This window comes from Streptacidiphilus sp. MAP5-3, from assembly GCF_041262505.1.
Classification (GTDB): domain Bacteria; phylum Actinomycetota; class Actinomycetes; order Streptomycetales; family Streptomycetaceae; genus Streptacidiphilus.
Window position 1 is genome coordinate 221,387 of sequence record NZ_JBGCCL010000007.1, and the last position, 24,919, is coordinate 246,305.

General features: G+C 72.2%; 19 protein-coding genes. 5 read left to right on the top strand and 14 right to left on the bottom strand.

Features of this window, described 5'->3' with window-relative positions:
• Nucleotides 1-2: 2 nt before the first annotated feature.
• Complete coding sequence (locus ABH928_RS14120) at nt 3-1,088, bottom strand: ABC transporter substrate-binding protein (RefSeq protein ID WP_370065957.1); 1,086 nt, start codon at nt 1,086-1,088, stop codon at nt 3-5.
• Between the two features lie 223 nt (nt 1,089-1,311).
• Nucleotides 1,312-2,049: a cyclopropane-fatty-acyl-phospholipid synthase family protein gene (locus ABH928_RS14125; RefSeq protein ID WP_370065959.1), complete on the bottom strand. Its 738-nt coding sequence runs from the start codon at nt 2,047-2,049 to the stop codon at nt 1,312-1,314.
• Between the two features lie 104 nt (nt 2,050-2,153).
• Between ABH928_RS14125 and ABH928_RS14130 the strand changes: the two genes are divergently transcribed.
• Nucleotides 2,154-2,819: a hypothetical protein gene (locus tag ABH928_RS14130; RefSeq protein ID WP_370065961.1), complete on the top strand. Its 666-nt coding sequence runs from the start codon at nt 2,154-2,156 to the stop codon at nt 2,817-2,819.
• Here ABH928_RS14130 and ABH928_RS14135 read toward each other — a convergent pair.
• The 3 genes from ABH928_RS14135 to ABH928_RS14145 all read right to left on the bottom strand — a co-directional run bounded on the left by ABH928_RS14135 (nt 2,810) and on the right by ABH928_RS14145 (nt 8,459).
• Nucleotides 2,810-4,981: a ricin-type beta-trefoil lectin domain protein gene (locus ABH928_RS14135; RefSeq protein WP_370065963.1), complete on the bottom strand. Its 2,172-nt coding sequence runs from the start codon at nt 4,979-4,981 to the stop codon at nt 2,810-2,812. The genes ABH928_RS14130 and ABH928_RS14135 overlap by 10 nt on opposite strands.
• 225 nt (nt 4,982-5,206) lie before the next feature.
• On the bottom strand, nt 5,207-7,408 hold the full coding sequence (helR, locus tag ABH928_RS14140; protein ID WP_370065965.1) for an RNA polymerase recycling motor ATPase HelR: 2,202 nt from the start codon (nt 7,406-7,408) through the stop codon (nt 5,207-5,209).
• 88 nt (nt 7,409-7,496) lie between these two features.
• Entirely contained in the window at nt 7,497-8,459 is a 963-nt protein-coding gene (locus ABH928_RS14145) for a M23 family metallopeptidase (protein ID WP_370065967.1), read from the bottom strand.
• 293 nt (nt 8,460-8,752) lie between these two features.
• On the opposite strand from ABH928_RS14145, the gene ABH928_RS14150 reads away from it, so the two are divergent.
• Nucleotides 8,753-9,823, top strand: coding sequence for a protein kinase (locus tag ABH928_RS14150; RefSeq protein ID WP_370065969.1), 1,071 nt, complete (start codon nt 8,753-8,755; stop codon nt 9,821-9,823).
• A 93-nt stretch (nt 9,824-9,916) separates the two neighbouring features.
• On the opposite strand, the gene ABH928_RS14155 is transcribed toward ABH928_RS14150, so the two are convergent.
• Nucleotides 9,917-10,963 carry a hypothetical protein gene (locus ABH928_RS14155; RefSeq protein WP_370065971.1) on the bottom strand — a complete coding sequence of 349 codons (1,047 nt, stop codon included), beginning with the start codon at nt 10,961-10,963 and terminating at the stop codon, nt 9,917-9,919.
• A gap of 107 nt (nt 10,964-11,070) precedes the next feature.
• Between ABH928_RS14155 and ABH928_RS14160 the strand changes: the two genes are divergently transcribed.
• Both ABH928_RS14160 and ABH928_RS14165 read left to right on the top strand, forming a co-directional pair.
• Nucleotides 11,071-11,742 carry a TetR/AcrR family transcriptional regulator gene (locus ABH928_RS14160; RefSeq protein ID WP_370065973.1) on the top strand — a complete coding sequence of 224 codons (672 nt, stop codon included), beginning with the start codon at nt 11,071-11,073 and terminating at the stop codon, nt 11,740-11,742.
• A 20-nt stretch (nt 11,743-11,762) separates the two neighbouring features.
• Nucleotides 11,763-12,410, top strand: coding sequence for a hypothetical protein (locus tag ABH928_RS14165; protein WP_370065975.1), 648 nt, complete (start codon nt 11,763-11,765; stop codon nt 12,408-12,410).
• A gap of 33 nt (nt 12,411-12,443) precedes the next feature.
• Here ABH928_RS14165 and ABH928_RS14170 read toward each other — a convergent pair whose 3' ends face one another.
• The gene (locus ABH928_RS14170; protein ID WP_370065977.1) at nt 12,444-14,138 is read right to left on the bottom strand and encodes a thiamine pyrophosphate-binding protein; all 1,695 of its coding nucleotides are present in this window, start codon (nt 14,136-14,138) and stop codon (nt 12,444-12,446) included.
• A gap of 41 nt (nt 14,139-14,179) precedes the next feature.
• Nucleotides 14,180-15,679: a sodium:solute symporter gene (locus tag ABH928_RS14175; RefSeq protein ID WP_370065979.1), complete on the bottom strand. Its 1,500-nt coding sequence runs from the start codon at nt 15,677-15,679 to the stop codon at nt 14,180-14,182.
• Between the two features lie 216 nt (nt 15,680-15,895).
• Between ABH928_RS14175 and ABH928_RS14180 the strand changes: the two genes are divergently transcribed.
• On the top strand, nt 15,896-17,503 hold the full coding sequence (locus ABH928_RS14180) for a PucR family transcriptional regulator (protein ID WP_370065981.1): 1,608 nt from the start codon (nt 15,896-15,898) through the stop codon (nt 17,501-17,503).
• 44 nt (nt 17,504-17,547) lie between these two features.
• Here ABH928_RS14180 and ABH928_RS14185 read toward each other — a convergent pair whose 3' ends face one another.
• Genes ABH928_RS14185 through ABH928_RS14210 form a run of 6 tightly spaced genes read right to left on the bottom strand, consistent with a single transcriptional unit; the run spans nt 17,548 to nt 24,912 of the window.
• The gene (locus ABH928_RS14185) at nt 17,548-18,273 is read right to left on the bottom strand and encodes an SRPBCC family protein (protein WP_370065983.1); all 726 of its coding nucleotides are present in this window, start codon (nt 18,271-18,273) and stop codon (nt 17,548-17,550) included.
• Between the two features lie 2 nt (nt 18,274-18,275).
• Nucleotides 18,276-19,451 (bottom strand): XdhC family protein, encoded by a 1,176-nt coding sequence (locus ABH928_RS14190; RefSeq protein WP_370065985.1) that lies wholly within the window; start codon nt 19,449-19,451, stop codon nt 18,276-18,278.
• Nucleotides 19,444-20,646, bottom strand: coding sequence for a VWA domain-containing protein (locus tag ABH928_RS14195; RefSeq protein WP_370065987.1), 1,203 nt, complete (start codon nt 20,644-20,646; stop codon nt 19,444-19,446). The genes ABH928_RS14190 and ABH928_RS14195 overlap by 8 nt, the downstream gene beginning before the upstream one ends.
• Nucleotides 20,643-21,626 (bottom strand): AAA family ATPase, encoded by a 984-nt coding sequence (locus ABH928_RS14200; RefSeq protein ID WP_370065989.1) that lies wholly within the window; start codon nt 21,624-21,626, stop codon nt 20,643-20,645. Before ABH928_RS14200 ends, ABH928_RS14195 begins: the two co-directional genes overlap by 4 nt.
• A 14-nt stretch (nt 21,627-21,640) precedes the next feature.
• Nucleotides 21,641-22,519 carry a xanthine dehydrogenase family protein subunit M gene (locus ABH928_RS14205; RefSeq protein WP_370065991.1) on the bottom strand — a complete coding sequence of 293 codons (879 nt, stop codon included), beginning with the start codon at nt 22,517-22,519 and terminating at the stop codon, nt 21,641-21,643.
• Complete coding sequence (locus ABH928_RS14210; RefSeq protein WP_370066102.1) at nt 22,516-24,912, bottom strand: xanthine dehydrogenase family protein molybdopterin-binding subunit; 2,397 nt, start codon at nt 24,910-24,912, stop codon at nt 22,516-22,518. The genes ABH928_RS14205 and ABH928_RS14210 overlap by 4 nt, the downstream gene beginning before the upstream one ends.
• Nucleotides 24,913-24,919 lie beyond the last annotated feature (7 nt).

Consider the following 24,919-nt stretch of genomic DNA (forward strand, 5'->3'; position numbering starts at 1 on the left):
GGTCAGTGGACGATCGTGTTGGTGAACCAGGTGTTGACGGTGCCTTCCTTGGGACCCCAGGTGTACGGGTCGATCGCCTGGGTCGGCACCGTGGACAGGGCGGGCAGCGCCGCCTCCGGGGAGACGCCCTGGACGATCGGCCAGAACAGCGAGTCGCCGTTGGGGTCGCCGCTCAGCATGACCTTCTGGCCCTGGGCGCTGAGCACGAAGTCCGCGAACTTCTCGGCCTCCGCCTGCTCCTGGGACGACACCTTGGCGTCGATGCCGATGACGCTCGGGAGCGAGGTCACCTTGGGCAGGTAGGTGGTCTTGATGTTCTTGTCCTTGGTCCCGGCGGCGATACCGGCCGAGCTCTGGATCAGCGCGACCTTGATCTGGCCGGTCTGCAGCGCGTGCAGGGTGTCGCCGTTGGTCTGGTAGATGTGCAGACCGTTGGACTTGAGCGAGCTGTAGAACGCCTGGCCCTGGCTGTCACCGCCGAGCTGGTTGAACATGCCCGCGACGAACGGGTAGGTGGGACCGGAGACGGACGGGTCGTTCATGCCGACCTCGCCCTTCCAGGCGGAGGTGAGCAGCGCCTGCCAACTGGTCGGCGGGTTCGGCGTCTTGGACGCGTCGTAGACGACGGCCGCGGTGACGGTCAGACCGGTCGGCACGTAGCTCTGGTCCTTCGGGACGACGGCCTGACCGGCGGCGTTGAGCTGGACGTTCGGCTCGAAGCCCTTGACCAGCATGCCCGCCTGGTCCATCGAGGCGAACGCCTCGTCGCCGTCCACCCACAGCACACCCCACTGGGGGTTGCCGCGCTCGGCCTGCACGCGGGCCAGCAGCGGGCCGGTGCTGTCGTCGACGAGCTTGGTGGGGATACCGGTCGCCTTCTGGAAGGCGGTGGTCATGGCCGAGTCGTAGCCCTGGGCCGAGTAGACGACCAGCGGCACCGGCGCGCCCGACGCGGCAGCGCTGCCACCGGTGCTCGCACTCGTGCCCGTGCTCGACCCGCAGCCGGAAACCACAGCCATCACCAGACCCGCGGCGGCGACGACGCCGATCGAGGATCTACGCGCACCCATGGCAGTTCGAAGAGACATGTCCGCTCCAGCACAAGTGAAAAGTAACAGTGGTTAGAACCGTGAAGCAACGCTGGAAACGGAAGAGTTGTCACCGGCAACCCGGACGTGAACACGCAGCGAACGTCAGGACGTGATCACGCCGGGCGCGCGGGTGGTGTGCCGGGCGGTGTGCGGGGCGGTGCGGCAGGCAGTCGGGAGCGGCGGATGTGCGGCGGCCACGGCGGGAGGGTAGCCGCCGCGGTCACGCGGGTGTCGGGCGCAGGACCAGGCAGACGAAGCCGAAGCAGTCGCGGTAGACGCGGAGCCACTCGTCGCGATGGGTCGCGGCGGCTGCCAGTGCGGTGGCGCTGTCGGGGTCGGCGGGGTGTTCCAGCGCCCAGGAGGCCAGGGCGCCCGTCCAGTGCCACTCGTACGCGTCGAGTTCGCGACGGGTGCTGACGTGGCCGTGCACGGGGGTCCAGCCGTCGGCGACGACGCGGTCCACGGTGGTCGCGAGGTCGGCGAAGTCGCCGAGCATCGCGACGGCCTCCGGGGAGGGCTCGCTCTCCCAGATGCCGTCGCCGACCAGCACCCGCCCGCCGGGTGCCAGGTGCTTGCGCGCCGCCGCCAGCGTCGGCAGCAGGCCGCCGAAGGCGTGCGTGGCGCCCACGCTCAGCACCAGGTCGAACGGCTGGGTCGCGGTGAAATCGGCGGCGTCGGTGTGGTGCAGCGCCAGGCGGTCCGCCACGCCGAGCGCGCGTGCGGCGTCCCGGGCGTCCGCCAGCGACGCCTCGGAGAGGTCGACCCCCTCGGCGTGGAGCCGCGGATACGCGCCGAGCGCACGCAGCAGCCACTCCGCGCCCCCGCAGCCGAGGTCGAGCACCCGCACGTCCTCGCGGGGCACCGCCTGTTCCAGCAGCAGGCGCACCGCATCGTCGTCGAGCGGAGCGGCGATCGGGTGATCAGTATGGGCAAGTCGGGAGATCCGGTCACGATTCATCGGTGGAGCGTGGCACGGGTCGTGGACGGCCGCATGCGCTTTTCCGACCGTGGGCTTCGTATCCTGGGACGGTCCCGGTGCAGCGCACAGCAGGGAGTCGGGCGATGGACGAGCAGACCTCCGCATCGGCAGGAACGTCCGCATCGGCAGAGTGCTCCGCATCGGCCGGGACCTCCCGCACGGGAGGCAGCAGGCTGCGGCCGGTGCTGTCGGAGACCGCTGCGCGGAGGCGGCGGCGGGCGTTGCGGTTCCTGGCGCTGTGCGTGGTCGTGCTGGTGCCCTGGACGGTCTACCTGGCGTTCTCGCTGCCGGACCAGTTCGAGGCGCGGCACTGGTCGGCCGCGTGGGTCGGGTTCGACGTGCTCTTGCTGCTGTCGCTCACCGGTACCGGCCTGGCGGCCTGGCTGCGGCGGCAGCTGCTCATTCCGCTCTCCGTCGTCGCCGGGACCCTGCTCCTGTGCGACGCGTGGTTCGACATCACGCTCGACTGGGGCACCCGCGGCGTCTGGGGCAGCGTGGCCGCCGCGTGTCTGGTGGAGTTGCCGCTCGCGCTGCTGCTGTTCCTGCGGGCCCGGCAGCTGTACCGCCGCACCGTTTGTCTGGCCTGGGAACGGATGGGCCTGCCCGGCCAGCCGCCGCCCCTGTACCGCCTCCCGCTGTTCAGCGGCCTCGACACGTTCTCCCCATCCGAGGACCTGCCGGGCGTCGGAGGCGTCGGACTCCGACGCCCGGCAGGCGATGGTGAGGGAGCGGAGCCGGATCAGGGATAGCTGGTCAGGTCCGCGACCGTCGAGCTGCTGTTCACGGTCGCGCCCGTGCCGTTGACGATGTGGTCGATCGTGCCCGTGCCGCCCAGGGAGACGTCCATGGCGTCGTGCAACGCGACGCCCGAGGTGTCCGGGACCTCGATGGCGTGGTCGGCGACCTCGCTCGGGTTGACGTTGAAGTAGCAGTAGACGCCCAGGCCGTAGGCCTGGTGGTCGGTGACGCCCGGCGCGACCTCGTAGGAGGCCCAGCCGTCGCTGCCGCCGTTCATCCAACTCGCCTGGTCCGGCGGGTCGTAGGGCATCTCGGACTGGTAGAAGTAGGTCCGGCCGCCGTTGGCGTTCCACCGCACCTGGTACTGCTGGTAGTGCTCCACGGCGAGCCCGTACATCGTCACGTCGGTGCCGTTGACGACCAGGCCGTTGGCGGCGGTGTTGGAGGTCCAGCCCACGCCGTTGCCGTGGTCCGCGCGCCAGAGCCACAGGTTGTCGCCGATGGTGGAGTTGTTGTTGACCACCAGCGTCTGGCTCGCCTTGCCGACCGCCGCGCCGCCGACGCGGAAGTAGACGTCGGAGAGCACGTTCGGGTCGGCGGAGTGGTCGGCGGAGGCGCCTGCCGGGCCGATCTGCATCAGCGAGGGCGAGTTCGTGGCGCCCGCGTCGACGATCAGGCCGGCGATCCGGACGCCGCCGACGTCGGCGGTGGAGATGGCGGTGACGCCGTTGTCGGCCTCCAGCGTGGCCAGACCGAGGCCCAGGAGGACCGTGTCGGGGCGGGTCACCTGGAGGGTGTCGGTGAGCTGGTAGACGCCGGGCGTGAAGATCAGGTTCTTGCCCGCGGCCAGCGCGGCGTTCAGGGTGGCCGAGGTGTCGGACGGGGTGGCGATGTAGAAGGCGCTGAGGGGCAGTGAGGTTCCGGGCGTCGTCTGCCCGTTGCTCCAGTCGGTGCCGGTGGAGTTGGTGCGTGGGGACGGCACGAAGACGCTGTAGTTGCCCGAGGAGTCGACCGTCAGATACGGCTTCTCGACGCTGGTCGGCGTCTGGGCGACGGTGGTGTCGGGCGGGGTGGGGAAGCTCTGCGCGGGCGCGCCCGAGTCGCCGACGAAGACCATGTTCCAGTTGGAGCCGGTCCAACTGCCGAACTCGTCGTTGCGGGAGAGCCACTGCTGCTGCGAGCCCGAGTTGACCTGGCCGTCGAACTTGGAGTCACCGAAGAAGCCGCCGCTGGACCAGCCGCCGTTGTCGTCGAGGACGACATTGCCCTGGACGTGCACGCGGCGCATCGGCGAGGCCTGGGACACGGCCCACTTGGTGCTGCCGGACGAGGGCGCGATGTCCAGGTTCTCCACCCCGCGCCAGAAGTTCTCGGTGGCGTTGCCGCCGTTCCACTGCGCGTCGGCGTTGACGCCGCCGGTGATGGTGGTGTCGTCGGGCGACGCTCCGAGCCCGAGGACCTGGGTGTAGAAGCCGACGTTGACATTGACGTTGTAGCTGCCCGGCTTGAACAGCAGGGCGTATCGGCTGCTGCCGAACTGGTTCGACTGCTGCTGGCTGTAGACGGAGTCGAGTTGGCTCTGGATCGTGGCCGCGGACTCGGAGGGGTCGAAGACCAGCACGTTGGGGCCGAAGGGGTTGCTGGTCGTGTTCGTGGTCGGCAGCGTCCACTGCTGGTTGGCGGTGCCGCCGCAGTCCCAGATCTGGGCCTGGGTGCCGGGCGTGGTGGACCAGTTGGTGTCGTCCAGGCACCTGCCCGACTGCGGGTTCAGCAGGGAGCCGTTGGTCTGCGGCTCCCAGACCTGGGCGCCGGTGCCGTTGCAGTCGTAGAGGTCCACGGTGGTGCCGTTGGCGGTTCCGCCGCTGTTGACGTCCAGACACTTGCCCAACACCTGAAGGGTGTTGCCCGAGCCGACCGTCCACTGCTGCGCGGCGCTGCCGTTGCACGTGTAGACCTGGATCGGGTTGAGGTTGGCGGTGGACGCGGAGCGGTCGTCCAGACACAGGCCGCCGTAGCCGGTGATCTGGCCGGTCGCGCCGACGGTGACGGCGGGGGCCGCAGCGGCTGAGGCCGGAGCCAGAGCCACTGCGCCCAGCGTGAGTTGGCACAGCACGGTGGCTGCGGCCTGGAGCCAGAGTCGACTTCGGCCGCGCCGGTGCCAGGGAAGGGACATGTGGGGGACCTTTCGCTCGGGGAGCGGGGCCCGACGATTGAACTCTTGAAGTCATGGCACCGTCAATGGTTTGCGCGACACAAGGTCTGGACCAGTTGCGAATGCCGTGCTGACATGGGCGTTTGGAAACGGCTGCTCATGAGTCCCCGGCTGTCGGGGTCACTTGTTGAACGCGAAGATCGGATATGACGGGCCTGTGCCTCTGTGAACTGACATGACGCCACATCAGGAGCTGGTGAGGATCATGAGTTGCTGCGTCGCGCGGGTCATCGCGACGTAGCGGTCGACCGCCCCCTCGATGCCGTCACCGAAGGAGGCGGGGTCGAGCACGACGACGAGGTCGAACTCCAGGCCCTTCGACAGCTCCGGCGTCAACCACCGCACGCGCGGTCGTTCGGCCGCCGTGGGCTCGTCCATGCTGATGACGCAGGCGACGCCCTCGTTGTGCGCGGCCAGCCAGGTGCCGAGGACCGACTCCAGCTCCGCAGCCGTTCCGTGGGCGACCGGGATCCCGCTGCTGCGGACCGACGTCGGCACGTTGGCGTCCGGGAGTGCGGCGCGGATCACGGGCTCCGCCTCCGTCATGACCTCCTCCGGGGTCCGGTAGTTGACGCTCAGCGAGGCGATGTCGACGCGGTCGAGCCCGATCCGTGCCAGCCGTTCCTCCCACGACTCGGTGAATCCGTGCCGGGCCTGCGCCCGGTCGCCCACGATGGTGAAGCTGCGCGACGGGCAGCGCTGCAGCAGCATCTGCCACTCGGCGTCGGTCAGTTCCTGGGCCTCGTCGACGACGATGTGCGCGAAGGTGCCGGCCAGCCGGTCCGGGTCGGCGGCGGGCAGGGCGGACTCGTCGACCAGGGTGTCCTTCAGATCCTGGCCGTGCAGCATGGTCACCGCGCCTTCGTGGTCGTCGTCGGCCTCCAACACGTCCTTGATGACGTCGGCCATCCGCGCGCGCTCGGCGGCGACGACGGCGTCGTGCCGCCGCTTGCGGCGTTCCGCCTCCGGGTCGCCGAGCCGTCGGCGCGCGGCGTCCAGCAGCGGCAGGTCGGAGACGGTCCAGGCCTGTGCGTCCTCGCGCTGCAGCGTCCGGATCTCGTCGCGGCTGAGCCAGGGCGCGCAGAGTCGCAGATAGGCCGGGACCGTCCACAGGTCGCCGACCAGGTCGGTCGGTTCGAGCAGCGGCCAGGCGCGGTGGAGGGTGGTGACCAGCTCCTCGTCCCGGAGCAGCGACCTGCGGAACGCCTCCGGCGGGACGCTGGGCCCGTCCAGGTCGTCGACCATGCCGAGCCTCTCCATGAGGAGGGTGGCCAGTTCCTCCCAGATCTGGTCGCGCGCCTCGTTGTGCGGCGTGCCGGGCGTGGGCGCGCGGAACGCGTCCGCCCAGTCGTCGGGGGTGATGCGGACGTCGGCCCAGTCCGTGGAGACCGTCATGCCCTCGGTGGGCGGCTCCTCGTAGATGCCGACGGCCTGCTCGATCCCCTTGACCATGCCCGCGGAGGACTTCAGCCGCGCCACCTCCGGGTCGGTTTCGGCGGGTGCGTCGGCGCCCTCGGCGACCAGGTCGCGCAGGGTGCAGGTCTGCACGCCCTCTTCGCCGAGGCTGGGGAGGACGTCGGAGACGTAGTTCAGGTAGGGCTGGTGCGGGCCGACGAACAGCACGCCGCCGCGCCGGTGACCCAGGCGCGGGTCGGAGTAGAGCAGGTACGCGGAGCGGTGCAGCGCGACCACGGTCTTGCCGGTACCCGGACCGCCGTCGACGACCAGCGCGCGGCGCGAGCTCGCACGGATGATCGCGTCCTGGTCGGCCTGGATGGTGGCGAGCACGTCCCGCATCTTCGGCGAACGGGTGCTGCCCAGGCTGGCGATGAACGCCGACTGGTCGTCGAGCGCGGCGCGCCCGTCGAGCCCGTCGGCGGTGAACACTTCGTCCCAGTAGTCGGTGATCCGGCCGCGTGTCCAGCGGTAGCGACGGCGGCTGGCCAGTCCCATCGGGTTGGCGTGGGTCGCGGCGAAGAACGGCTCGGCGGCGGGGGAGCGCCAGTCGAGCAGCAGCCGACGGCCCTCGCTGTCGGTGAGGCCGAGCCGTCCGACGTAGACGGGCTCCGCGTCCGCTGCATCGTCTGCGGGGACGATGTGCCCGAGACAGAGGTCCAGGCCGAAGCGCCGCAGCGCGCGCAGCCGACCGGTCAGCCGGTGGACCTCCGCGTCCCGGTCCATCGCGGCCCGCCCGGCCCCGCCGGGGGCCTTGAGGGCAGCGTCCAGACGGCCTGCGACGTCGGCGATCGCCGCGTCGAGGCTTTCGGCGATCGCGGCGAAGTGCTGCTCGTCGGCGGCGATCAGGGTCGGGTCGGCCTTGGCGGAGAGGCGGTCGGGGAGGTCGAAGGCGCTGGCGGTGGTGGCAACGGCGGTCAAGCGTGGACGCACGGGGTGAAACTCCCATATCCGCAGGTACTGGCGGTAGGTCGACGATTGTGCGCCACAGAGGGGGCCTTGCCGCAAGGCCCCCCATGCGCTATATCTTGAGAGTGGCGAGAGGTGGTCGATCCTCTCGCTTTTCGTTTTGCACCCGCACCCGGGCTCCACGGCGGTGGCCGCCGGGCGCGTCGCGGAAGACGAGGGTGAGCGGTGCGCCGTCGCGGACGGCGTGGATGTGCAGGTGCGGTTCGGTGGAGTTGCCGGACGAGCCGACCAGGCCGAGCTCCTCTCCCGCGTGGACGCGGTCCCCGGGGGTGTGCCTGACCGAGCCCGGAGCGAGATGGGCGAGCAGGATGCGCTCCTGGCCGGTGTCGATGACCACGTGGTTGCCCGCCGGATGCGAGCCGGCCGTGGGGTGGTCGGGGTAGGTGTCTCGGGTGATGACGATGGTGCCGTCGGCCGGGGCGAGGACAGGGACGCGGTATATCGGGTAGTCGCCCAGCCGTCGCGGGAACAGCACGCGGCTGGACCGCCCGTCGTGGGCGCGGCCGACGATGTCGAAGGCACCGCGCTGGGCAGGGACGGTCCAGTGGTGGTTCAGCAGTCGGCCGTTGCCTTCGACGATCTGCCAGTCCCCTTCCCCCAAAGGCCAGTGGAGAGTGGAGGAACGGCCGCCGAGGCGGTCCCGTCGATCGGCCAGGGCAACGACGGCGAGCATCACGGCCATCGCCGGCAGGACGGCATTGCCGAGGGCGAGATCGTCGCGCAGGCGAGGAGCGCGCAGGGCCACGTCGACGACGAGGCCGACCGTCATGGCGGTCGCCGCCCAGCGCTCCCAGCGGGGAACCGTGGCGGCGACGGGTATGCCGAGTCCCACGTAGGCGACGGTCGCGAGTGCGACGAAGGCCAACGCATCGACGGTGGAGCTCCAGGAGTCGCCCGTCAGGCACCGCACCTCTGAGTCGGCCAGCACGACCGGCCACAGCCCGACGCCGAGCACGGCTCGGATCGCCGTACTGCGTCGGATGGCCGGATGCAGAGCTTCTGAGTCGTCGCGCATCCCCGTTGTCCCCCGTCAGATCTGGTGGCCCATCAGCCACGGCTGCTCTGCGCCGTTCGCTCTCCCGCAGCCGAGCGACCTCAGTCGTGCGGCGTGGCCCGGGAGGTGCTCGTGCGTGCGCAGTCGGATCACATCGCCCCAGGGTAGCCACTGTTCAAACAGGAGCTGCCGGCGGCGCGCTCCCGTCCCGGCCGGGTGACCGGTGGCGCTGATCGTCTGTCTGGTGGGCCGGGGGCGTGCTCTGTGGTGTTGGTGGTGGGCCGGTGCGGCGGGTCGCGGGGATCGGTGCGGCGATGCTGCGCGCGCTGAGTCGTGCTCACGCGGCCGGGATCATCCATCGTGATCTGAAGCCTGACAACGTGTTGCTGGTGGATGATCGGGTGGTCATCACTGACTTCGGTATCGCGCACATGGTGGATTCCACGATGGCGCTGACCCATACCGGGACGCTCATCGGTACGCCGGCGTATATGGCGCCTGAGCAGCTTTCGGGTCAGCCTCCTACGCCTGCGACGGACTTGTGGTCGCTGGGGGCGACGTTGTACTGCGCGGTGGAGGGGGAGCCGCCGTTCAGTGCCGAGACGTTCACGGCGTTGTGTATCGCGGTGGTGACCGGGATGCCGCGTCCTGCGTTGCGTGCGGAGGGTCTGGGGGCGGTCCTTACGGCGCTTTTGACGAAGGATCCGGCCCGGCGGGTCGGGGCGGCGCAGGCGTTGGCGGCGCTGGAGGAGGTGGCGCGGACCGGTGGGGCCGCGTACGTGCCGACACACGTCGACAGTCAGCCGCCCGCGCCCGCGCCCGCGCAGGCACCCGCGTTGGCACCGGGGTTCGCGCCGGCCGGGCCCGGCGTCCTTCCCGTCGGGGCGCCCGCACCGTGGGGTGGCGGGCCGAGCCCGCGTCCGGCGCTGCCCAAGGCGAGGGCCAATTCTGTGGCAGCGATGATCGCCGGAAGTACGGCGCTGCTCACCGCCGCCATGCTTGTCTGGTTCGGGGTGTACAACTTCCTCGGCGCCCACTGGGCGGCCGATGCCGGGTTCAGCCCGGCATTGGAGAACGTGGCCTTCGGTCTCCTCGGCGGCGGGGTGCTGTTGGTCCCAGCGGGGTTCGCATTCGCCCGCAGGATTGCCGGCGCGTGGACGCTGTGCGCGCTCTGCGTGCTCTACATATTGGCGATCCTCCTGGTGGCGCCACTGCAGGGTGAGGACTTCGGCGCTCACCTTCAGTTCGTCTTCGGCTTCGACGGGGGCGCTGGTGTCGCCAACGGACTGGCGATCATCTTCAGCACCCTGACGGCGATCAGTGCGGCGATCGCCGGCAGCGTGAAGTCGTCCGGACCGACCACCGCCACGCCACCCCGTCCCTGATCACCTCGGTGGTCGGTGAGCCCGGTCAACCATGGGTCGCACCGGCGGCAGAGCCGCGTACCGCGTCGGCCCGGTCGAGCACGGCGTCGCGCATCACGAGGGCACTTCCTCGCTGGAGCGCCGACGGCCGTACTCGGCCAGGGCATGGAAGGCGGCCTTCGGCTCCCAGGGCACGCCCGGGAACGTGGCGCCGGTGCCGCCGTCGGGGAGGACCTTGACGACGCCGGAGGAGGCGAGGTCGAAGTCGCGGTCCGGGGTGTCCTCCGCATGCGGGAGGTCGTAGCGGGCGAGTGTGTAGACGAAGGCGGCGTCGAGCTCCGATCGGTCGAAGGTGTCGAGGAGTTCGAGCAGGTAGGTCGCCTGCTCCTGTTCGTCGCGCGTGACCTGGGAGGTGAACCCGACCGGGCGGGCGTCGTCCCCCCAGGCGAGCACGGAGTCGCCACGTGAGCCGACGTCGGCCGCGCCGCGGTAGGTCACGCAGCCGAACTCGGTGACAGCGGCGGGCTTTCCGTGGGAGCAGAGGGCGCGGATGCCGCGGTCGAGCTGGTCGGCGTTGTGGGCGTCGCGGTAGCCGGCGTCGGAGGCGACGATGTCGAACGGGGTCCAGTCCACGCCCTCGAAGGGCAGCGACGCGTAGCCGATCCGCCCGCCGAAGCGGGCCCGCACGGCGTCGACGGCCTCGCGCAGGAAGGTGTTGACGAGCGCGGGCAACGTGCCCAGTCTGGTGCGCAGTTGCTGCGGGTCGGCGAGGACGCCCGCGCGCTCGGAGAAGGTGTCGCCGGGCAGGAAGCCGTCGGTGAAGAGGGAGATCTCCGAGCCGGTGAGGAAGACGACGTCCGCGCCGTCGAGGCGGAGCTTCTCGGCGCGTTCGGCGCTGTCCGTGAGGAAGTCGAGCAGCTCGGCCTGGGTGAGGCCGTTGGTGAAGGGGCAGTACCAGACCTCCAGCCCCGCACGGGCGGCGTGGCGGGCGGCGATCTCCAGGCGGTCGCGGTCGCCGCCGGTGATGCGGACGGCGTCGCAGCGCAGCTCGTCGCGGATGATCCGCATCTCTCGGCCGACGACGGCCTCGTCGAAGGGTTCGTGGGTAGTCGTTCCGGCGCTGGTGAAGCCGGTGTCGTAGTTGATGCCGAACGCGCGCATGCGGAAGTCCTGCCCTCGGGGAATAGGTACGGTACGTACCGTACTCTAAACCGAAGCGGGTGTCGGCGTACGATCCGTGCCGTAGGAACGGCGGAAGGGACGCGGGAGTGAGCGAGGGAGACCGCGCGACGCGGCGGCGTGGGGCGGAGCTGGAGGAGGCGATCCTGCAGGCGGCGGCGGAGGTGCTGACCGAGTCCGGGGTCGCCGGGCTGACCATGGACGAGGTCGCCCGCCGTGCCGGTACCAACAAGAACGCCCTCTACCGCCGTTGGCCCAACCGCGTCGCCCTGGGCGTCGCCGCCTACCGTCGCCTCGCCGCGGCCGAGCCGGTTCTGCCCGACACCGGAACGCTGCGCGGCGACGCGCTTGAGCTGCTGCGCCGCGCGAACACCACCTGGTCCTCGCCCTACGGCGAGATCCTGCGCGGGCTGATCGCCGCCGCCGGCGGCGTCCCTGAACTCCTCGCCGAGCTGCGCGATCCGTCGGCGAGCAGCAGCAGTGGTGACGGGAGCTTGGGTGGGCTCGACGCCGCCTGGCTCACGGTCCTCGGCCGCGCCGTCGCGCGCGGCGAGGCAGCCCCGGAGGCGCTCCATCCACGGGTCGCCGGTGCGCCGACGGCGCTGCTGCGCAACGAGTACGTGACGCGCGGCGTCCCGGCCGTGCCGGACGAGGTGCTGGTGGAGATCGTCGACGAGGTCTTCCTGCCGCTGGTGCGCGGTCGCAGCGCAGGCTCGGGCCATGCGAGTGATCAGTCCGATATGCAGACCGCACACGACTGATCGACGCTACTCTCCCGATCATGGCTTTGAGACCCGAAGAGTTCTACGACCGCGCCCGTGCCGCCGCTGACGACGAGGGCCGGCTTCCCCTGGCACGGATGACCGGTTGGGGCATCAGCCCGTTCGAGCAGGACGGGCTGCGGGTCTCGCCGCTGCGCCCGCCGGTTCTGCCCGAGCCGGACCGGCACGGCGAGGACCCGGCCGACTGCGGCGACTGCCGCGCCCGGGACGAGGGGATCTGGTTCAACGAGCGTTGGCGGCTGGCCAGGATCCCGGGCGTCGGTGTGCCGCTGGTGCTGATGCTGTACCCGCGCGAGCACTGCGACATGGCGGAGCTCTCCGACGAACTGGCCGCCGAACTCGGGGTGCTCACCACGCACGTCGTCCGGCACATCCAGGCGCTGCCGCACATCTCGCGGGCGCACGTCTACCGGATCGGGGACGGCGCCGCGCACCTGCACATCTGGTTCTTCGCCAGGCCCGAGGGACAGGCACAGCTGTTCGGGTCGTGGCTGCCGGTCTGGGACGACCTGCTGCCGGAGTACCCGGCTGACGTGGCCGATGCGGACGCGTCGGCTGTCGCGGACGCGCTGGTCGCCTCCTACGGCGGGAGCCGTTCGGCCGTCGGGGACCAGGCGCAGGCCGGCTCCTCCGGCTCACTTGCCTGATCACCCCGATCACCGCGGCGCGTCGGACGACGCTCAGCAGTCCGGCTCGTCCAGGTGCGTCGGCGCGAACATCCGCAGCGTGGCGGGGAGGACCACCACGGACGGGCCGGGCGCGGCCAGGGCTGCGGCGAGGTCCTTGGCCAGGCGCTCCGGGGTGGTGGCGACGGCCGGGACACCGAAGGACTCGGCCAGGCGGACGAAGTCCGGGCGGGCGAGCTCGGTCCCGACTGCGGCACCGAAGGAGTCGGTCATGTACTCGCGCAGGATGCCGTAGCCGCCGTCGTCCACGATCAGCCAGGTCACGGGGAGGTCGTGCTGGCGCGCGGTGGCCAACTCGGCGAGGGAGTACATCGCGCCGCCGTCGCCCGAGACGGCCAGGACGGGACGCTGCGGTGACCGGGCCGGGACCGGGTTGAGCGCCCAGGCCGCACCGAGCGCGGCCGGGTACGCGTAGCCGAGACCGCCCGCGCCCTGGGCGGACTGCATGGCGCTGGGGCGCCGCGCGTCCCAGGCCGACCAGGCCCAGTAGCCGAGGATCGTCATGTCGAAGAACACCGGGGCCTCGTCCGGCAGCGCGTCGCGTACGGCGGCCAGGATCTGCTGCTCCAACTCCAGCCCCTGGCCGTCGATCCGCTCGCGCACCTGCTTGAGCAGCCCGGCCGCCCGCGCCTCCGCGCGGCCGTCGGTGGGGCGTTGCGCGACCGCGCGGCAGAGGGCCGACAGTGCGAGGGCGGCGTCCGCGTGGATGCCGAAGGCCGGATGGTTGGACTCCAGCTTGCCCGCGTCGGCCTCGATCTGGACGATCCGGCCGCGCGGGGCGAAGGTGCGGTAGTTGGTGGACAGTTCGCCGAGCCCGGAGCCGACGACCAGCAGCACGTCCGCGTCCTCCAGCAACTCGGTGGTGTGCCGGTCCTCAAGCCAGGACTGCAGCGAGAGCGGGTGCTCCCACGGGAACGCGCCCTTGCCGCCGAACGTGCAGGCGACCGGCGCGCGCAGCAACTCCGCGAGCTCCCGCAGCTGTTCGCCGCCCTCGGCCCTCACCACGCCGCCACCGGCGAGGATCGCGGGCCGCTCGGACGCCGCGAGCAGCGCGGCAGCCTCGGCGACCAGCTCGGCACGCGGCTGCACGGCCCGGGGCTCGGCACGCAGGTCGCGCACCGGCGGTACCTCGGTCGGCGCGAGCAGCACGTCCTGAGGGATCTCCACCCAGACCGGGCCGTACGGCACGGTCAGCGCCGACTCCCACGCCGCCGCGATCGCGGAAGGGATCTGCGACGCGCTGCGCGGGGTGTGGACGGACTTCACCACGTCCCGGAAGCTCGCCTGCTGGTCGACGAGTTCGTGCAGGTAGCCGCAGCGTCGGCCGCCGAGCCCGGCCGAGGGGATCTGGCTGCTGATCGCCAGCACCGGAACGGACGCGGCGGCCGCCTCCTGCAGCGCCGCCAGCGAGGTCAGCGCGCCCGGCCCGGTGGAGAGCAGCAGTGGTGCCACGGTGCCACGGAGCCGGGCGAAGCCGTCTGCGGCGAAACCGGCGTTGTTCTCGACCCGCAGGCCCAGGTAGCGCAGTCGGCTGCGGCCGAGGGCGTCGAAGAGGCCGAGGGCGTGCTGTCCCGGCAGGCCGAGCACACTGTCCGCGCCGAGCGCGGTCAGGGACTCGACCACCAGGTCGCCGCCGAAGCGCGCGGCGCGCGACGGGGTGGCGTTGCCGCGCGGTCCGGTGGTGTTCACTCAGGTTCCTTTCGATCAGCTTGCGTGGTGTGTGCGGCCGGTCAGGCGGCAGATGCTGCGGCCGGTCGGCCGTCCGCGGCCGTTGTCGGGTCCACCGAGGTGGTCTCACCGGCGATCCTGCGCCGCCAGGCATCCAGCCTGGCCGCGTCCGGAGCCGGCGTCAGCAGGCTGACCACGACGTAGGCGAGGAGACTGATGCCGAGGCCGTAGTAGATCGGCTCGTTCGCGAGCACTCCCTTGGTGACCATCAGCACGATCACCGTGCACCCGCCCACGATGATGGACGCGAGCGCTCCCTGGAGGTTGCCGCGCCGCCACACCAGCCCGCCGAGGATGGGCACCAGCAGGCCGCCGACCAGCAGGTTGTAGGCGACGGTCAGGGCGGAGACGACATCGCTGAGCAGGCAGGCGACGACGGTCGCGGCGACGCCGAGGACGAGGATGAAGATGCGGTTGGACCGCACCTCGTCCCGCTCGGCGACGGCCGTTCCGTCCGTCGAGAGGGCGTTCCGGCGTCGGCTGACGCGGCGCCAGATGTCGTTCTCGGCCACGGTCGCGGAGGCGATCAGCGCACCGCTCGCGGTCGACATCATCGCCGACAGCGCCGCGGCCAGAACCAGGCCCTTGACCCCGGGCGGCAGGGCGTTCTTGACGATGGTCGCGAACGCGCTGTCCGCGCCGGGCAGGGTGGGATAGAGCGCCCTGGTCGCGGTCCCGATCACCGCCCCGGCGAGTGCGTAGACGAGGCAGTAGACGCCCGCCACCGTGCCGCCGAAGGCGGCGACCCTGTCACTGCGGGCGGTGAACACGCGCTGCCAGATGTCCTGGCCGATCAGCATGCCGAAGGTGTAGATCAGCACGTAGGTGAAGATCGTCTGCCCGCCGATCGAGGTGGGGGAGAAGAACCCGTGCGGCAGCCGCGCCTCCATCCGGCCGAATCCGCCCGCCTTGATCACGGCCAGTGGCAGCAGGAGCAGCAGCACGCCGACGCTCTTGACGACGAACTGCACCATGTCCGTCAGGGTGATCGACCACATGCCGCCGAGGGCCGAGTAGCCCACGACGATCGCGCCGCCGATGACGATGGCGGCCCAGCGCGGGATGTCGAAGAGCACGTCGAAGACGCTGGCGTAGGCGATGGTGGAGGTCACCGCGAGCATCAGCGTGTACATCCACATCACCACGCCGGAGATCACGCTGGCCGCGTCGCCGTAGCGCAGCGACAGCATCTCGGCGACGGTGTAGACCTTCAGCCGGGCTATCCGGCCGGAGAAGAAGACGCTCAGGGCGAGCAGACCGAGGCCGATGGCGAAGACCATCCACGCGCCGGAGATCCCGTAGGTGTAGCCGAGGCGGACGCCGCCGATGGTGGAGGCGCCGCCGAGGACGACGGCGGCCATCGTCCCGGTGTACATGGTCGGGCCGAGGCGGCGTCCGGCCACCAGGAAGTCGCTCCTGGAACGGGCGCGGCGTCCGCCCCACCAGCCGACGCCGACGATTCCGACCAGATAGGCGACGATCACCACGTAGTCGACAGCCATGCAGGCCTCCGATCCGACCGCCCGGGGGTGGCGGTCCAGCTGTGGGGGAGTTGGGGGTCTGCGGAAGAACCTAGGGCTGCCGCCGAGCAGCCTGGAAGTGTAGGTTTCCTCCATTCCCGCAAGCTCTGCTGGACGGTCTGCACACAGGTTCGCCCTCGACCAGGTTCGCCCGCGAATGCGACCCGGAACGCGACCTCGACCCGGAAGGGGCATGGCATGCCCGCGCATCCCCCGGCTGATTCCCCGGCGTTCGCCGGACTGACGGCGGTCCCGCTGGACGTCGTCCTGTCCGACGCCGGGCTCGGCGTGCGCCAGGTGGCCGGGCCGGTCGAGGACCGCGAGGTCGCGATGGTGCACACCTCGGAGTGGGAGGATCCCAGCCGGTACCTGCTCGGCGGGGAGCTGCTGCTGACCGCCGGACGCCATCTCGGCACCGGGCACGCCGAGTTGGACGCCTACGTGGAGCGCCTGGTCCGCGCGGGAGTGGCGGCCCTCGGCTTCGGCCTCGCGCCTGTCCACGACGAGGTGCCCCCGGAACTGCTCGCCGCCTGCGCCCACTGGGGCCTGCCACTGTTGCTGGTGCCGCCCGAGACGCCCTTCGTCGCGGTGTCCCGCGTGGTGCACCTCGCCATGGCCGAGGCCCGCAGCCGGGAGCTGCGCCGGATGTCGCGCGCCCAGTCCGACCTGGCCGCTGCCGCGTCGCGACCCGACGCCGTCGAGTCGGTGCTGCGGCAGTTGGCCGGGCACCTCGGAGCATGGACGGCGCTGCTCGACGGCGACGGGCACGAGCTCGTCGCCTGTGGCTCGCACCCCGCCGACAGCGCGCGGCAACGCCTGCTCGCCCTCGCCCGTGAGCGGGGACGCCTCCGCGCGGCCGGGGGCCGGGTCCCCGAGGCGGCCGTCGAGCACGTGGGCGAGGCGCAGCTCATCCTGCACACCGTGCCGGGCGGCGAGAGCAGCGGCGCGCTCCAGTTGGCGCTGGTCACCGCAGGACGCCAGACCTCGGTGGACCGGTCCGTCGCCGGGATGGGCGTCGTGCTGCTCTCCCTGCTGACCGGTCCCCGGCACGCACTCGGCGCCGACGCACCCACGGCCGGTGCCCTGTTGCGTGCCCTGCTGGGAGCCGGACCGGGGGAACTCGCCGCGCTGCTTCATCCGTCGGGCGACGCATCGGCGGCACGCTGGTCGGTGGTGGCGGGACGCAGGTCCGCCGCGCGGGCGGACGGCTCGGCGCGGTCGGCGCGCGTCCACCTGGCGGCGCTCGGGACGGCGCTGGGCACGGCCTGCCTGGAGGTCGACGGCGACACCCTGCGCGCGGTGATCCCGTTGCCGACAACGGCGGAGGACCGCATGCCGACCGGCGAGGCGGAGGTCTTCGAGGACTTCCCCGACGCTGTCCGGCTCGGTTGGACCCTCGGCGTGAGCGCACCGGCCGGGACCGGGGACCTGCGCGCGGCGGCTGCGCAGGCCGAGCGCGCCCTCCACCGCGCGCTGGCCACCGACCGCCGGACGGTTCGGCACCCCCGAGCGCAGAACGGCGTGCACTCGCTGGTCGACCCCGACGAGGCCCGGGCGCAGGCCCGGCACCTACTCGCCCCCTTGCTGACGGCCGGGCCGCCGGGAGCCGACGTCCTTGTGGAGACCCTGCACGGTTGGCTGTCCGCGCACGGCAGTTGGGACCGCACGGCGGCGGCTCTCGGGGTCCACCGCAACACCGTCCGCCAGCGCGTCACGCGTGTCGCCGCGCTTCTCGACTCGGACCTGGACGACCCGCAGACCCGTATGGAGCTCTGGTTCGCCCTGCGCTGGCTGGATCGGGTGTAGGGCCTGTCGTCAACTCAACGGCCGCCAACGGCCGTCAACGGCGGTCAGCGCCGCCTGCGCGCGATTGCGCGGCGCAGCTGACGCTCCGCGATCGCCAGCGCCAACGCGAACGCCGCGAGCAGGGCCGCGCGGCGCACGACGGGGAGCAGGATCGGGCCGAGATCGAGGGCGTCGTCGCTGCCGAGCTTGGGCGGCGGCGCGGGCTCGGCTTCGTTCTCGACGGTGGCGTCGGCTTCGACCTCAGCCGCTACCTTGGCTTCGGTCGTGGCGGCCGGTGCCTCCTCGGTTGCTGGAACGGCAGCGGGAGCGGCTGTGGCCGAGGCGAGTTGGGCCGAGAGCCGGTCGGCGAACTCGGCGATGACGCGGTCGCCGATGTCGGCCATGACGCCGCGTCCGAACTGGGCCGGGCGGCCGGTGATGGTCAGGTCGGTATCGACGTCCAGCTCCGTCGTGCCCGGTGACTGTTCGTGGACCGCGACCACCAGTGTCGCCTGCGCCGTTCCCGCGCCGCGCTGTTCGCGACCGGAGGCGTGGACGAGCATGCGGTGGTGCGCGTCGTCGCGTTCGTCGACGACGGCGCGGCCCCGGTAGGCGACGGTGATCGGGCCGACCTTGACCGTCATCGAGCCGTAGACGGTGTCGTGATCAGCACGGTCCACATGGTCGACGGCTGCTCCGGGCAGGCACGGCGCAAGGTCCTCGATCTCGCCGAGCGCGCGCCACACCTCGTCCGTGGGGGCGGGGACGGTTGTCACGTGGTGCAGCTGCATGTTCAACTCCTCGCGCTGGTCGGCGCGTTCGCGGGCGGTTGCGCGTGCGGGGCCGGGCCGTGGACGGCGCCGGTCGTGGCGGAGAGCGCGGTGCCGGTGCCGCCCCAGCGGGTGGAGACGATCTCCGCCGCGATCGAGACCGCCACCTCCTCGGGCGTCCGCGCGCCCAGGTCCAGGCCGATGGGCGCGCGCAGCCGGGCCAGTGCGGCGTCGTCGACGCCGGCGTCGCGCAGTCGTGCGAGCCGGTCCTCGTGGGTGCGGCGGCTGCCCATGACGCCGATGTACGCGGCGGGCGTGCGCAGCGCGACCTCCAGCAGCGGGACGTCGAACTTCGGGTCGTGGGTGAGCACGCAGATGGCGGTCGACCGGCTCACCTCCGTCTCCGCGATCGACGCCAGGTAGCGGTGCGGCCAGTCGACGACCACCTCGACCTGCGGCGGGAACCGACGCGCGGTGGCGAAGACCGGGCGGGCGTCGCAGACCGTCACCCGGTAGCCGAGAAAGGCCCCGAGGTCGGCGACGGCGGCGGCGAAGTCGATCGCACCGAAGACCAGCAGCCGCGGCGGGGGAGCGAACGACTCGAGGAAGACGGTCACCTGATCCATCCGGCGCTCGCCGTTCGGGCCGTAGTGGCGCTGCGCGGTGACGCCCTGCGCCAGCTCGCCGCGCGCGTCGGCGGTGACGGCGGCGTCCAGTCCCTCCGCGCCCAGTGGCCCTGCACCCAGCGACCCCTCGACGCGGTCGGGCCAGACGGCGAGGACCGAGCCGACAGTGGTGTCGTCGGGCGCTGCCAGCACGGTTGCCAACGCGACCGGCCGTTGCTCGGCCACGGACTCGGCCACCGCGCCGAACGCGGGGTCCAGCGCGGCCGAGACCGGCCGGACCAGGAGGGTGATCTCACCGCCGCAGGTCAGCCCGACGGCGAAGGCGTCGTCGTCGCTGTAGCCGAAGGTCGCAAGCCGGGCCCGGCCGGTGCGGACGACCTCCTGGGCCAGCTCGAAGACCGCGCCCTCGACGCAGCCGCCCGAGACGCTGCCGACGACCTCGTCGCCCGGTCCGACCGCCATCGCCGCGCCCGGCGCGCGGGGCGCGCTGCGAGTCACCCCGACGACCGTGGCCAGACCGAACTCCGCGCCCGCCGCGTACCAGCGCCGCAGCGCGGGCAGGATCTCACGCATCAGCCGCTCCTCTCACCACGGCGGCCAGGTGCGTAAGGGCCGCGAGGCTGTGCCCCTCGACGAAGACGTCCACGCTCGGCAGCGCCGCCGCCATGCCCGCCGCCAGCGGCGCGTAACCCGGCTGTCCCTTGCGGGGGTTGGCCCAGACGACCCGGTGTGCGAGCCGGTGCAGCCGCTGCATCTGCGTCGCCAGGACGGCCGGGTCGCCGCGCTCCCAGCCGTCGGAGAGCAGGACCACCACCGCCCCCCGGGCCATGCCGCGCCGGCCCCAGCCGCCCAGGAACGCCTGCAGCGTCTCGCCGAGCCGCGTCCCGCCGCTCCAGTCCGGCACGGCGCGGCTCAGCGTGGCCATGGCCAGCTCGGGTTGACGGTGTGTCAGGTGGCTGGTGACGCGGGTGAGTCGGGTGCCGAGGGTGAACACCTCGGTAGCTGAAGCCGCGGGCCCGGCGGTGCGAGCGGCGGTGCGAGCGGCGTGGGCGAAGCGCAGCAGCGCGTCGGCGTAGGGGGCCATCGACCCGCTGACGTCGACCAACAGCACCACGCGGCGCGGTGTGCGCACGCGGGTGCGGCGCAGCAGGCGGACCGGTTCGCCGCCGTGGCGCAGCAGGTCACGCATGGTGCGGCGGACGTCCACCTCACCGCGAGTGCGCCGGGACGGGCGGCGGCGCGCGGTGCGGCGGGTCTCGCCGTCGAGGGCCAGGGCGGCGAGCAGGCGGCGGAGTTGGGCGCGCTCGGCGTCGGTCGTCGCCGCGATGTCCCGGTGCCGCAGCACCTCCGCCGAACTGGCCAGCGCGGCCAGCGGCCGGTCGACGGCAGGCGAGGGCTCACCGTCGCCGGTCGGTTCGACGCCGACGGACAGGCGCGGCCGTGGCCGCAGCGGCAGCGGACGTCGGCCGTCCACGCCGCGTGCGCGAACACCGAAGTACGCGGAGAAGACGCGGTCGTAGCGGTCGAGGTCGTCCCGGTCACCGCAGAGGGTGAGCCGTCCCGCCCAGTACACGTCCCGTCGCAGCGCCGGTCCGAGGACGTCCAGCGCACTCAGGAACCCGCGCACCTGCCCCGGGGCGACGTCCACCCCGGCCGCGCGCAGCGTCCGGACGAACCCGACGACGGCGGAGGTCGCGGCGCAGGCGGTGAACTCGGCGGGGAGGCCGGGAGACGGCGGTGCGTCGACCGTCGCGACCGGGCAGGTCACGGCGCACCGCCGGACGCCGCGCCCGCGAGCAGCGCCGTCAGGTCGAGGCTGCGCGCCTGCTCGATGTCCTCGTGGTACTTGAGGACCGCGCCCAGCGTCGCCGTCGCCGACTCCGCGTCCAACGCCGTCGCGCCGAGTGCGTGCAGCGCCTCCGCCCAGTCCAACGTCTCCGCCACGCCCGGCGGCTTGAGCAGGTCGCGGGCGCGCAATGCCCGTACGGCGTGCGTGACTTCGACCGCCAGGCGTTCCGTCACCTCCGGCAGCCGTCGCCGGACGATGGCGACCTCGCGGGCGAAGTCCGGGTGGTCGAACCAGTGGTAAAGGCAGCGCCGCTTGAGCGCGTCGTGGACCTCGCGCGTGCGGTTGGACGTCAGCACCACGACGGGAGGCCGTTCGCCGCGCAGCGTGCCCAACTCCGGGACGGTCACCGTCCATTCCGACAGCAGCTCCAGCAGCAGTGCCTCGAACTCCTCGTCCGCGCGGTCGATCTCGTCGACCAGCAGCACCGACGGCCAGGTCGTCAGCGCGCGCAGCAGCGGACGGGCGATGAGGAAACGCGGGCTGTAGAGCTGGTCCTCCAACAGTTCGGCATCGGGAGCGCCGGCCGCGCCGCCCGCCTCGGCGACCTTGAGGTGCAGCAACTGCCGTGGGAAGTCCCAGTCGTAGAGCGCCTGGGCGGCGTCGATGCCCTCGTAGCACTGGAGTCGGATCAGCGGCGCGTCGAGGGCCTGGGCGAGGGCGGACGCCAGGGCGGTCTTGCCGGTCCCGGCGTCACCCTCGCAGAAGACCGGCCGGTGCAGCCGCACGGCGAGGAAGCAGGCGACGGCCAGGCCCTCGTCCACGAGGTAGCCGGTCTCCTCCAGCCGGGACCGCATCGCCTGCGGACTCTCCGGCTCCGTCCGCTCGGGCCCTTTGTCGCGCTCCGCTTCCGCTCCGCTGCGCTGCGCCTCAGCTCGCCGCTCGGATGCTGGCTCCATCATCCCGTGCGCCCTCCTCAGACCGCGCCCGCTGCGGCGGCGCCGGTGGCGGCCAGGACGGCGCGGCGGGTCAGGACGCGGGTGAGGTGCTCGCGGTACTCGGCGGAGCCGGACAGGTCCGTCGGCGGATGCGCGCCCTCGGCGGCCATGGTCGCGGCGCGCCCGATCGCCTCCTCGGTCGCGTCGGCGCCCGCGAGCGCCGTCTCGGTCAGGTGCGCGCGCATCGGCCGTGGGCCCATGTTGACCAGGCCGATCCGCGCCTCGGCGATCCCGCCGCCGTCCCGTTCACGGCGCACCGCCGCCGCGACGCCGACCACCGCCCACGCCTGCGCGGTGCGGTGGAACTTCTCGTAGTGGAAGCCCCAGTCGCCCAGCATCGGGAGGCGGATCTCGATCAGCAACTCGTCGGACCGCAGGGCCGTCTGGAGGTAGTCGACGAAGAAGTCCGCCGCCGGGACGGAGCGGTAGCCCTGCGGGCCGAGCGCGACCATGGTCGCGTCCAGCGCCAGGCAGACCGCAGGGAGGTCCCCGGCCGGGTCCGCGTGGGCGAGCGAGCCGCCCAGGGTGCCGCGGTGGCGCACCGCCGGATCGGCGACGGTCGCGGCGGCCTGGGCCAGCAGCCCGGCGTGCATCCGCACGCGCGGGTCGCGAATGACGTCGTGATGCGTCGTCATGGCGCCGACGATCAGCTCCCGGCCCTGCTCGCGGACGCCACGCAGCGACTCGACGCCGCCGACGTCGACGAGGAGTTCGGGGAAGGAGAGCCGCAGCCGCAGCATCGGCATCAGGCTCTGGCCCCCGGCCAGCACCTTCGCCTCCGGCCCGGCTTCGGCCAGGACCTGGACGGCCTCCTCCGCGCTCTGCGGGCGGGCGTAGTCGAACTTCGCGGGGATCACGACGCGTCCCCCTTCCGGGAGTTCTCCGCCTTGTCGTGGGCGGCGTCCCTGACGGCCCGCCAGATGCGCTCCGGCGTGCAGGGCATCCGCACGTCGTGGACGCCGAGCGGGCGCAGCGCGTCCATGATCGCGTTGACCACCGCCGGGGTGGAGGCGATGGTGCCCGCCTCACCGACGCCCTTGACGCCGAGCGGGTTGGAGGTCGACGGGGTCTCGGTCCGGTCGGTGACAAGGTCGGGCAGGTCCGGCGCGGCCGGGACCAGGTAGTCGGCCATGGTGCCGGAGACCAGGTTGCCCGCCTCGTCGTACACCGCCTCCTCGTACAGCGCCTGCGCGATGCCCTGCGCGACGCCGCCGTGCACCTGGCCTTCGACGATCATCGGGTTGACGACCCGTCCGACGTCGTCGACGCAGACGTAGGAGCGGATCGCGACCGCGCCCGTCTCCGTGTCGACCTCGACCGCGCAGAGGTGGGTGCCGTGCGGGTAGGAGAAGTTCTCCGGGTCGACCAGGTGCTCCGCGTTGAGCGTCGGCTCCATGCCCTCCGGCATGTCGTGCGCGGCGAACGCCGCGAAGGCGATCTCCTGGATTGTCTTGCTCGCCTCGGGCGAGCCGCGCACCGTGAAGACGCCGTCGGCGAAGTCGAGGTCGTCCTCGCTCGCCTCCAGCAGGTGCGCCGCCAGCTTCCGCGCCTTGGCGACGACCTTGAGCGCCGCCTCGTGCACCGCGATGCCGCCGACCACCAGCGAGCGCGAGCCGTAGGTGTCCATGCCCTGCGGCGCGACGCGGGTGTCGCCGTGCATCACCTCGACGTCCTCGAACGGCACGCCGAGCGCGTCGGCGGCGATCTGGCTCCACGCCGTCACATGGCCCTGGCCGTGCGGGCTGGTGCCGGTGATCACCTCGACCTTGCCCGTCGCCAGCACCCGGATCGACGCCGCCTCCCAGCCGCCCGCCGCGTAGCGCAGCGAGCCGAGGATCCGGCTCGGGGCCAGGCCGCACATCTCGGTGTAGGTGGAGATCCCGATGCCGAGCCGCACCGGGTCGGCGTTGGCGTGGCGGGCCCGCTGCTCGGCGCGCAGGTCCTGGTAGCCGAAGAGCGCGACGGCGCGGTCGGTTGCCGCCGCGTAGTTCCCGCTGTCGTAGGTGAGGCCCGCGACGGTGGTGAACGGGAACTCCTCGTGTCGGATCCAGTTGCGGCGGCGCAGCTCCAGCGGGTCCAGGCCGAGCTCGGCGGCGAGCTCGTCCATGGTCCGCTCGATGGCGAAGGTCGCCTCGGGACGGCCCGCGCCGCGGTAGGCGTCGGTCGGAGTCCGGGTGGTGAAGACGCCCGTGCAGTGGAAGTCGTAGGCGTCCATCTTGTAGATGCCCGGGTACATGAACGCGCCCAGCAGCGGCACGCCCGGCGTGATGATCATCAGGTAGGCGCCCATGTCGGCCAGGATGTCGGCCTTCATGCCGAGCAGCCGGCCGTCGCTGGTCGCGGCCAGCTCGATGTCCTGGATCTGGCCGCGTCCGTGGTGTTGCGCCTGGTAGCTCTCCGAGCGCGACTCGGTCCACTTCACCGGCTGACCGAGCGCGCGGGCCAGCGCCAGCATGATCGCGTCCTCGCCGTAGACCTGCAGCTTCGAGCCGAAGCCGCCGCCCACGTCCGGGGCGACGACGCGGAGCTTCTGCTCCGGGATGCCGGTGGTCAGCGCCATCATGATCCGCAGGATGTGCGGGATCTGGGTGGCGGAGTAGAGGGTGTACTCACCCGTGGCCGGAACCGGGACGACCATGCAGGCGCGCGGTTCCATCGCGTTGGGGATCAGGCGTTGTTGGTGGTGGCGGCGGCGCACGACGATGTCGGCCGCTGCTCGCGCGGACTCGTAGTCGCCCGAGACCAGCGGCCAGGTGTAGCAGTGGTTGGTTCCCTTGTGCGCGTGGACCAGCGGCGCGCCGTCGGCCAGCGCCGCCTCCAGGTCCATCACCGGCGGCAGCGGCTCGTAGTCCACCCAGACGTCCTCCAGGGCATCCGCCGCCGCGTAGCGGTCACGGGCCACGACGACCGCGACCGGGTCGCCGACGTAGCGCACCTCGTCGACGGCGAGGGGCGGGTGGTCGGGGAGGACCATGTCCTCCGTCACCTGCCAGGCGCAGGGCAGCGAGCCGAGTCCCTCGGCCAGATCACGGCCGGTGAACACGGCGACGACGCCCTCGCGTTCCAGCGCCGGGGTGGCGTCGACGCGGGTGATCCGCGCGTGGGCCATCGGGCTGCGCAGGATCGCCACGTGCAGCAGACCGGGCGCGGACATGTTGTCGGTCCACGTGGTCTGCCCGGTCACCAGCCGCGCGTCCTCCTTGCGGGTCCGCGCGCGGCCGACCTCGCGGACGCGGGCCTGCTCGGTCATGCCCGTT

Coding starts and splice junctions, on each gene's coding strand:
- ABH928_RS14165 (WP_370065975.1), top strand. CDS start 11,763: ATGGCTTTGAGACCCGAAGAGTTCTACGACCGCGCCCGTGCCGCCGCT.
- ABH928_RS14120 (WP_370065957.1), bottom strand. CDS start 1,088: ATGTCTCTTCGAACTGCCATGGGTGCGCGTAGATCCTCGATCGGCGTC.
- ABH928_RS14180 (WP_370065981.1), top strand. CDS start 15,896: ATGCCCGCGCATCCCCCGGCTGATTCCCCGGCGTTCGCCGGACTGACG.
- ABH928_RS14175 (WP_370065979.1), bottom strand. CDS start 15,679: ATGGCTGTCGACTACGTGGTGATCGTCGCCTATCTGGTCGGAATCGTC.
- ABH928_RS14200 (WP_370065989.1), bottom strand. CDS start 21,626: ATGATGGAGCCAGCATCCGAGCGGCGAGCTGAGGCGCAGCGCAGCGGA.
- ABH928_RS14130 (WP_370065961.1), top strand. CDS start 2,154: ATGGACGAGCAGACCTCCGCATCGGCAGGAACGTCCGCATCGGCAGAG.
- ABH928_RS14135 (WP_370065963.1), bottom strand. CDS start 4,981: ATGTCCCTTCCCTGGCACCGGCGCGGCCGAAGTCGACTCTGGCTCCAG.
- ABH928_RS14125 (WP_370065959.1), bottom strand. CDS start 2,049: ATGAATCGTGACCGGATCTCCCGACTTGCCCATACTGATCACCCGATC.
- ABH928_RS14155 (WP_370065971.1), bottom strand. CDS start 10,963: ATGCGCGCGTTCGGCATCAACTACGACACCGGCTTCACCAGCGCCGGA.
- ABH928_RS14150 (WP_370065969.1), top strand. CDS start 8,753: ATGCTGCGCGCGCTGAGTCGTGCTCACGCGGCCGGGATCATCCATCGT.
- ABH928_RS14145 (WP_370065967.1), bottom strand. CDS start 8,459: ATGCGCGACGACTCAGAAGCTCTGCATCCGGCCATCCGACGCAGTACG.
- ABH928_RS14210 (WP_370066102.1), bottom strand. CDS start 24,912: ATGACCGAGCAGGCCCGCGTCCGCGAGGTCGGCCGCGCGCGGACCCGC.
- ABH928_RS14185 (WP_370065983.1), bottom strand. CDS start 18,273: ATGCAGCTGCACCACGTGACAACCGTCCCCGCCCCCACGGACGAGGTG.
- ABH928_RS14190 (WP_370065985.1), bottom strand. CDS start 19,451: ATGCGTGAGATCCTGCCCGCGCTGCGGCGCTGGTACGCGGCGGGCGCG.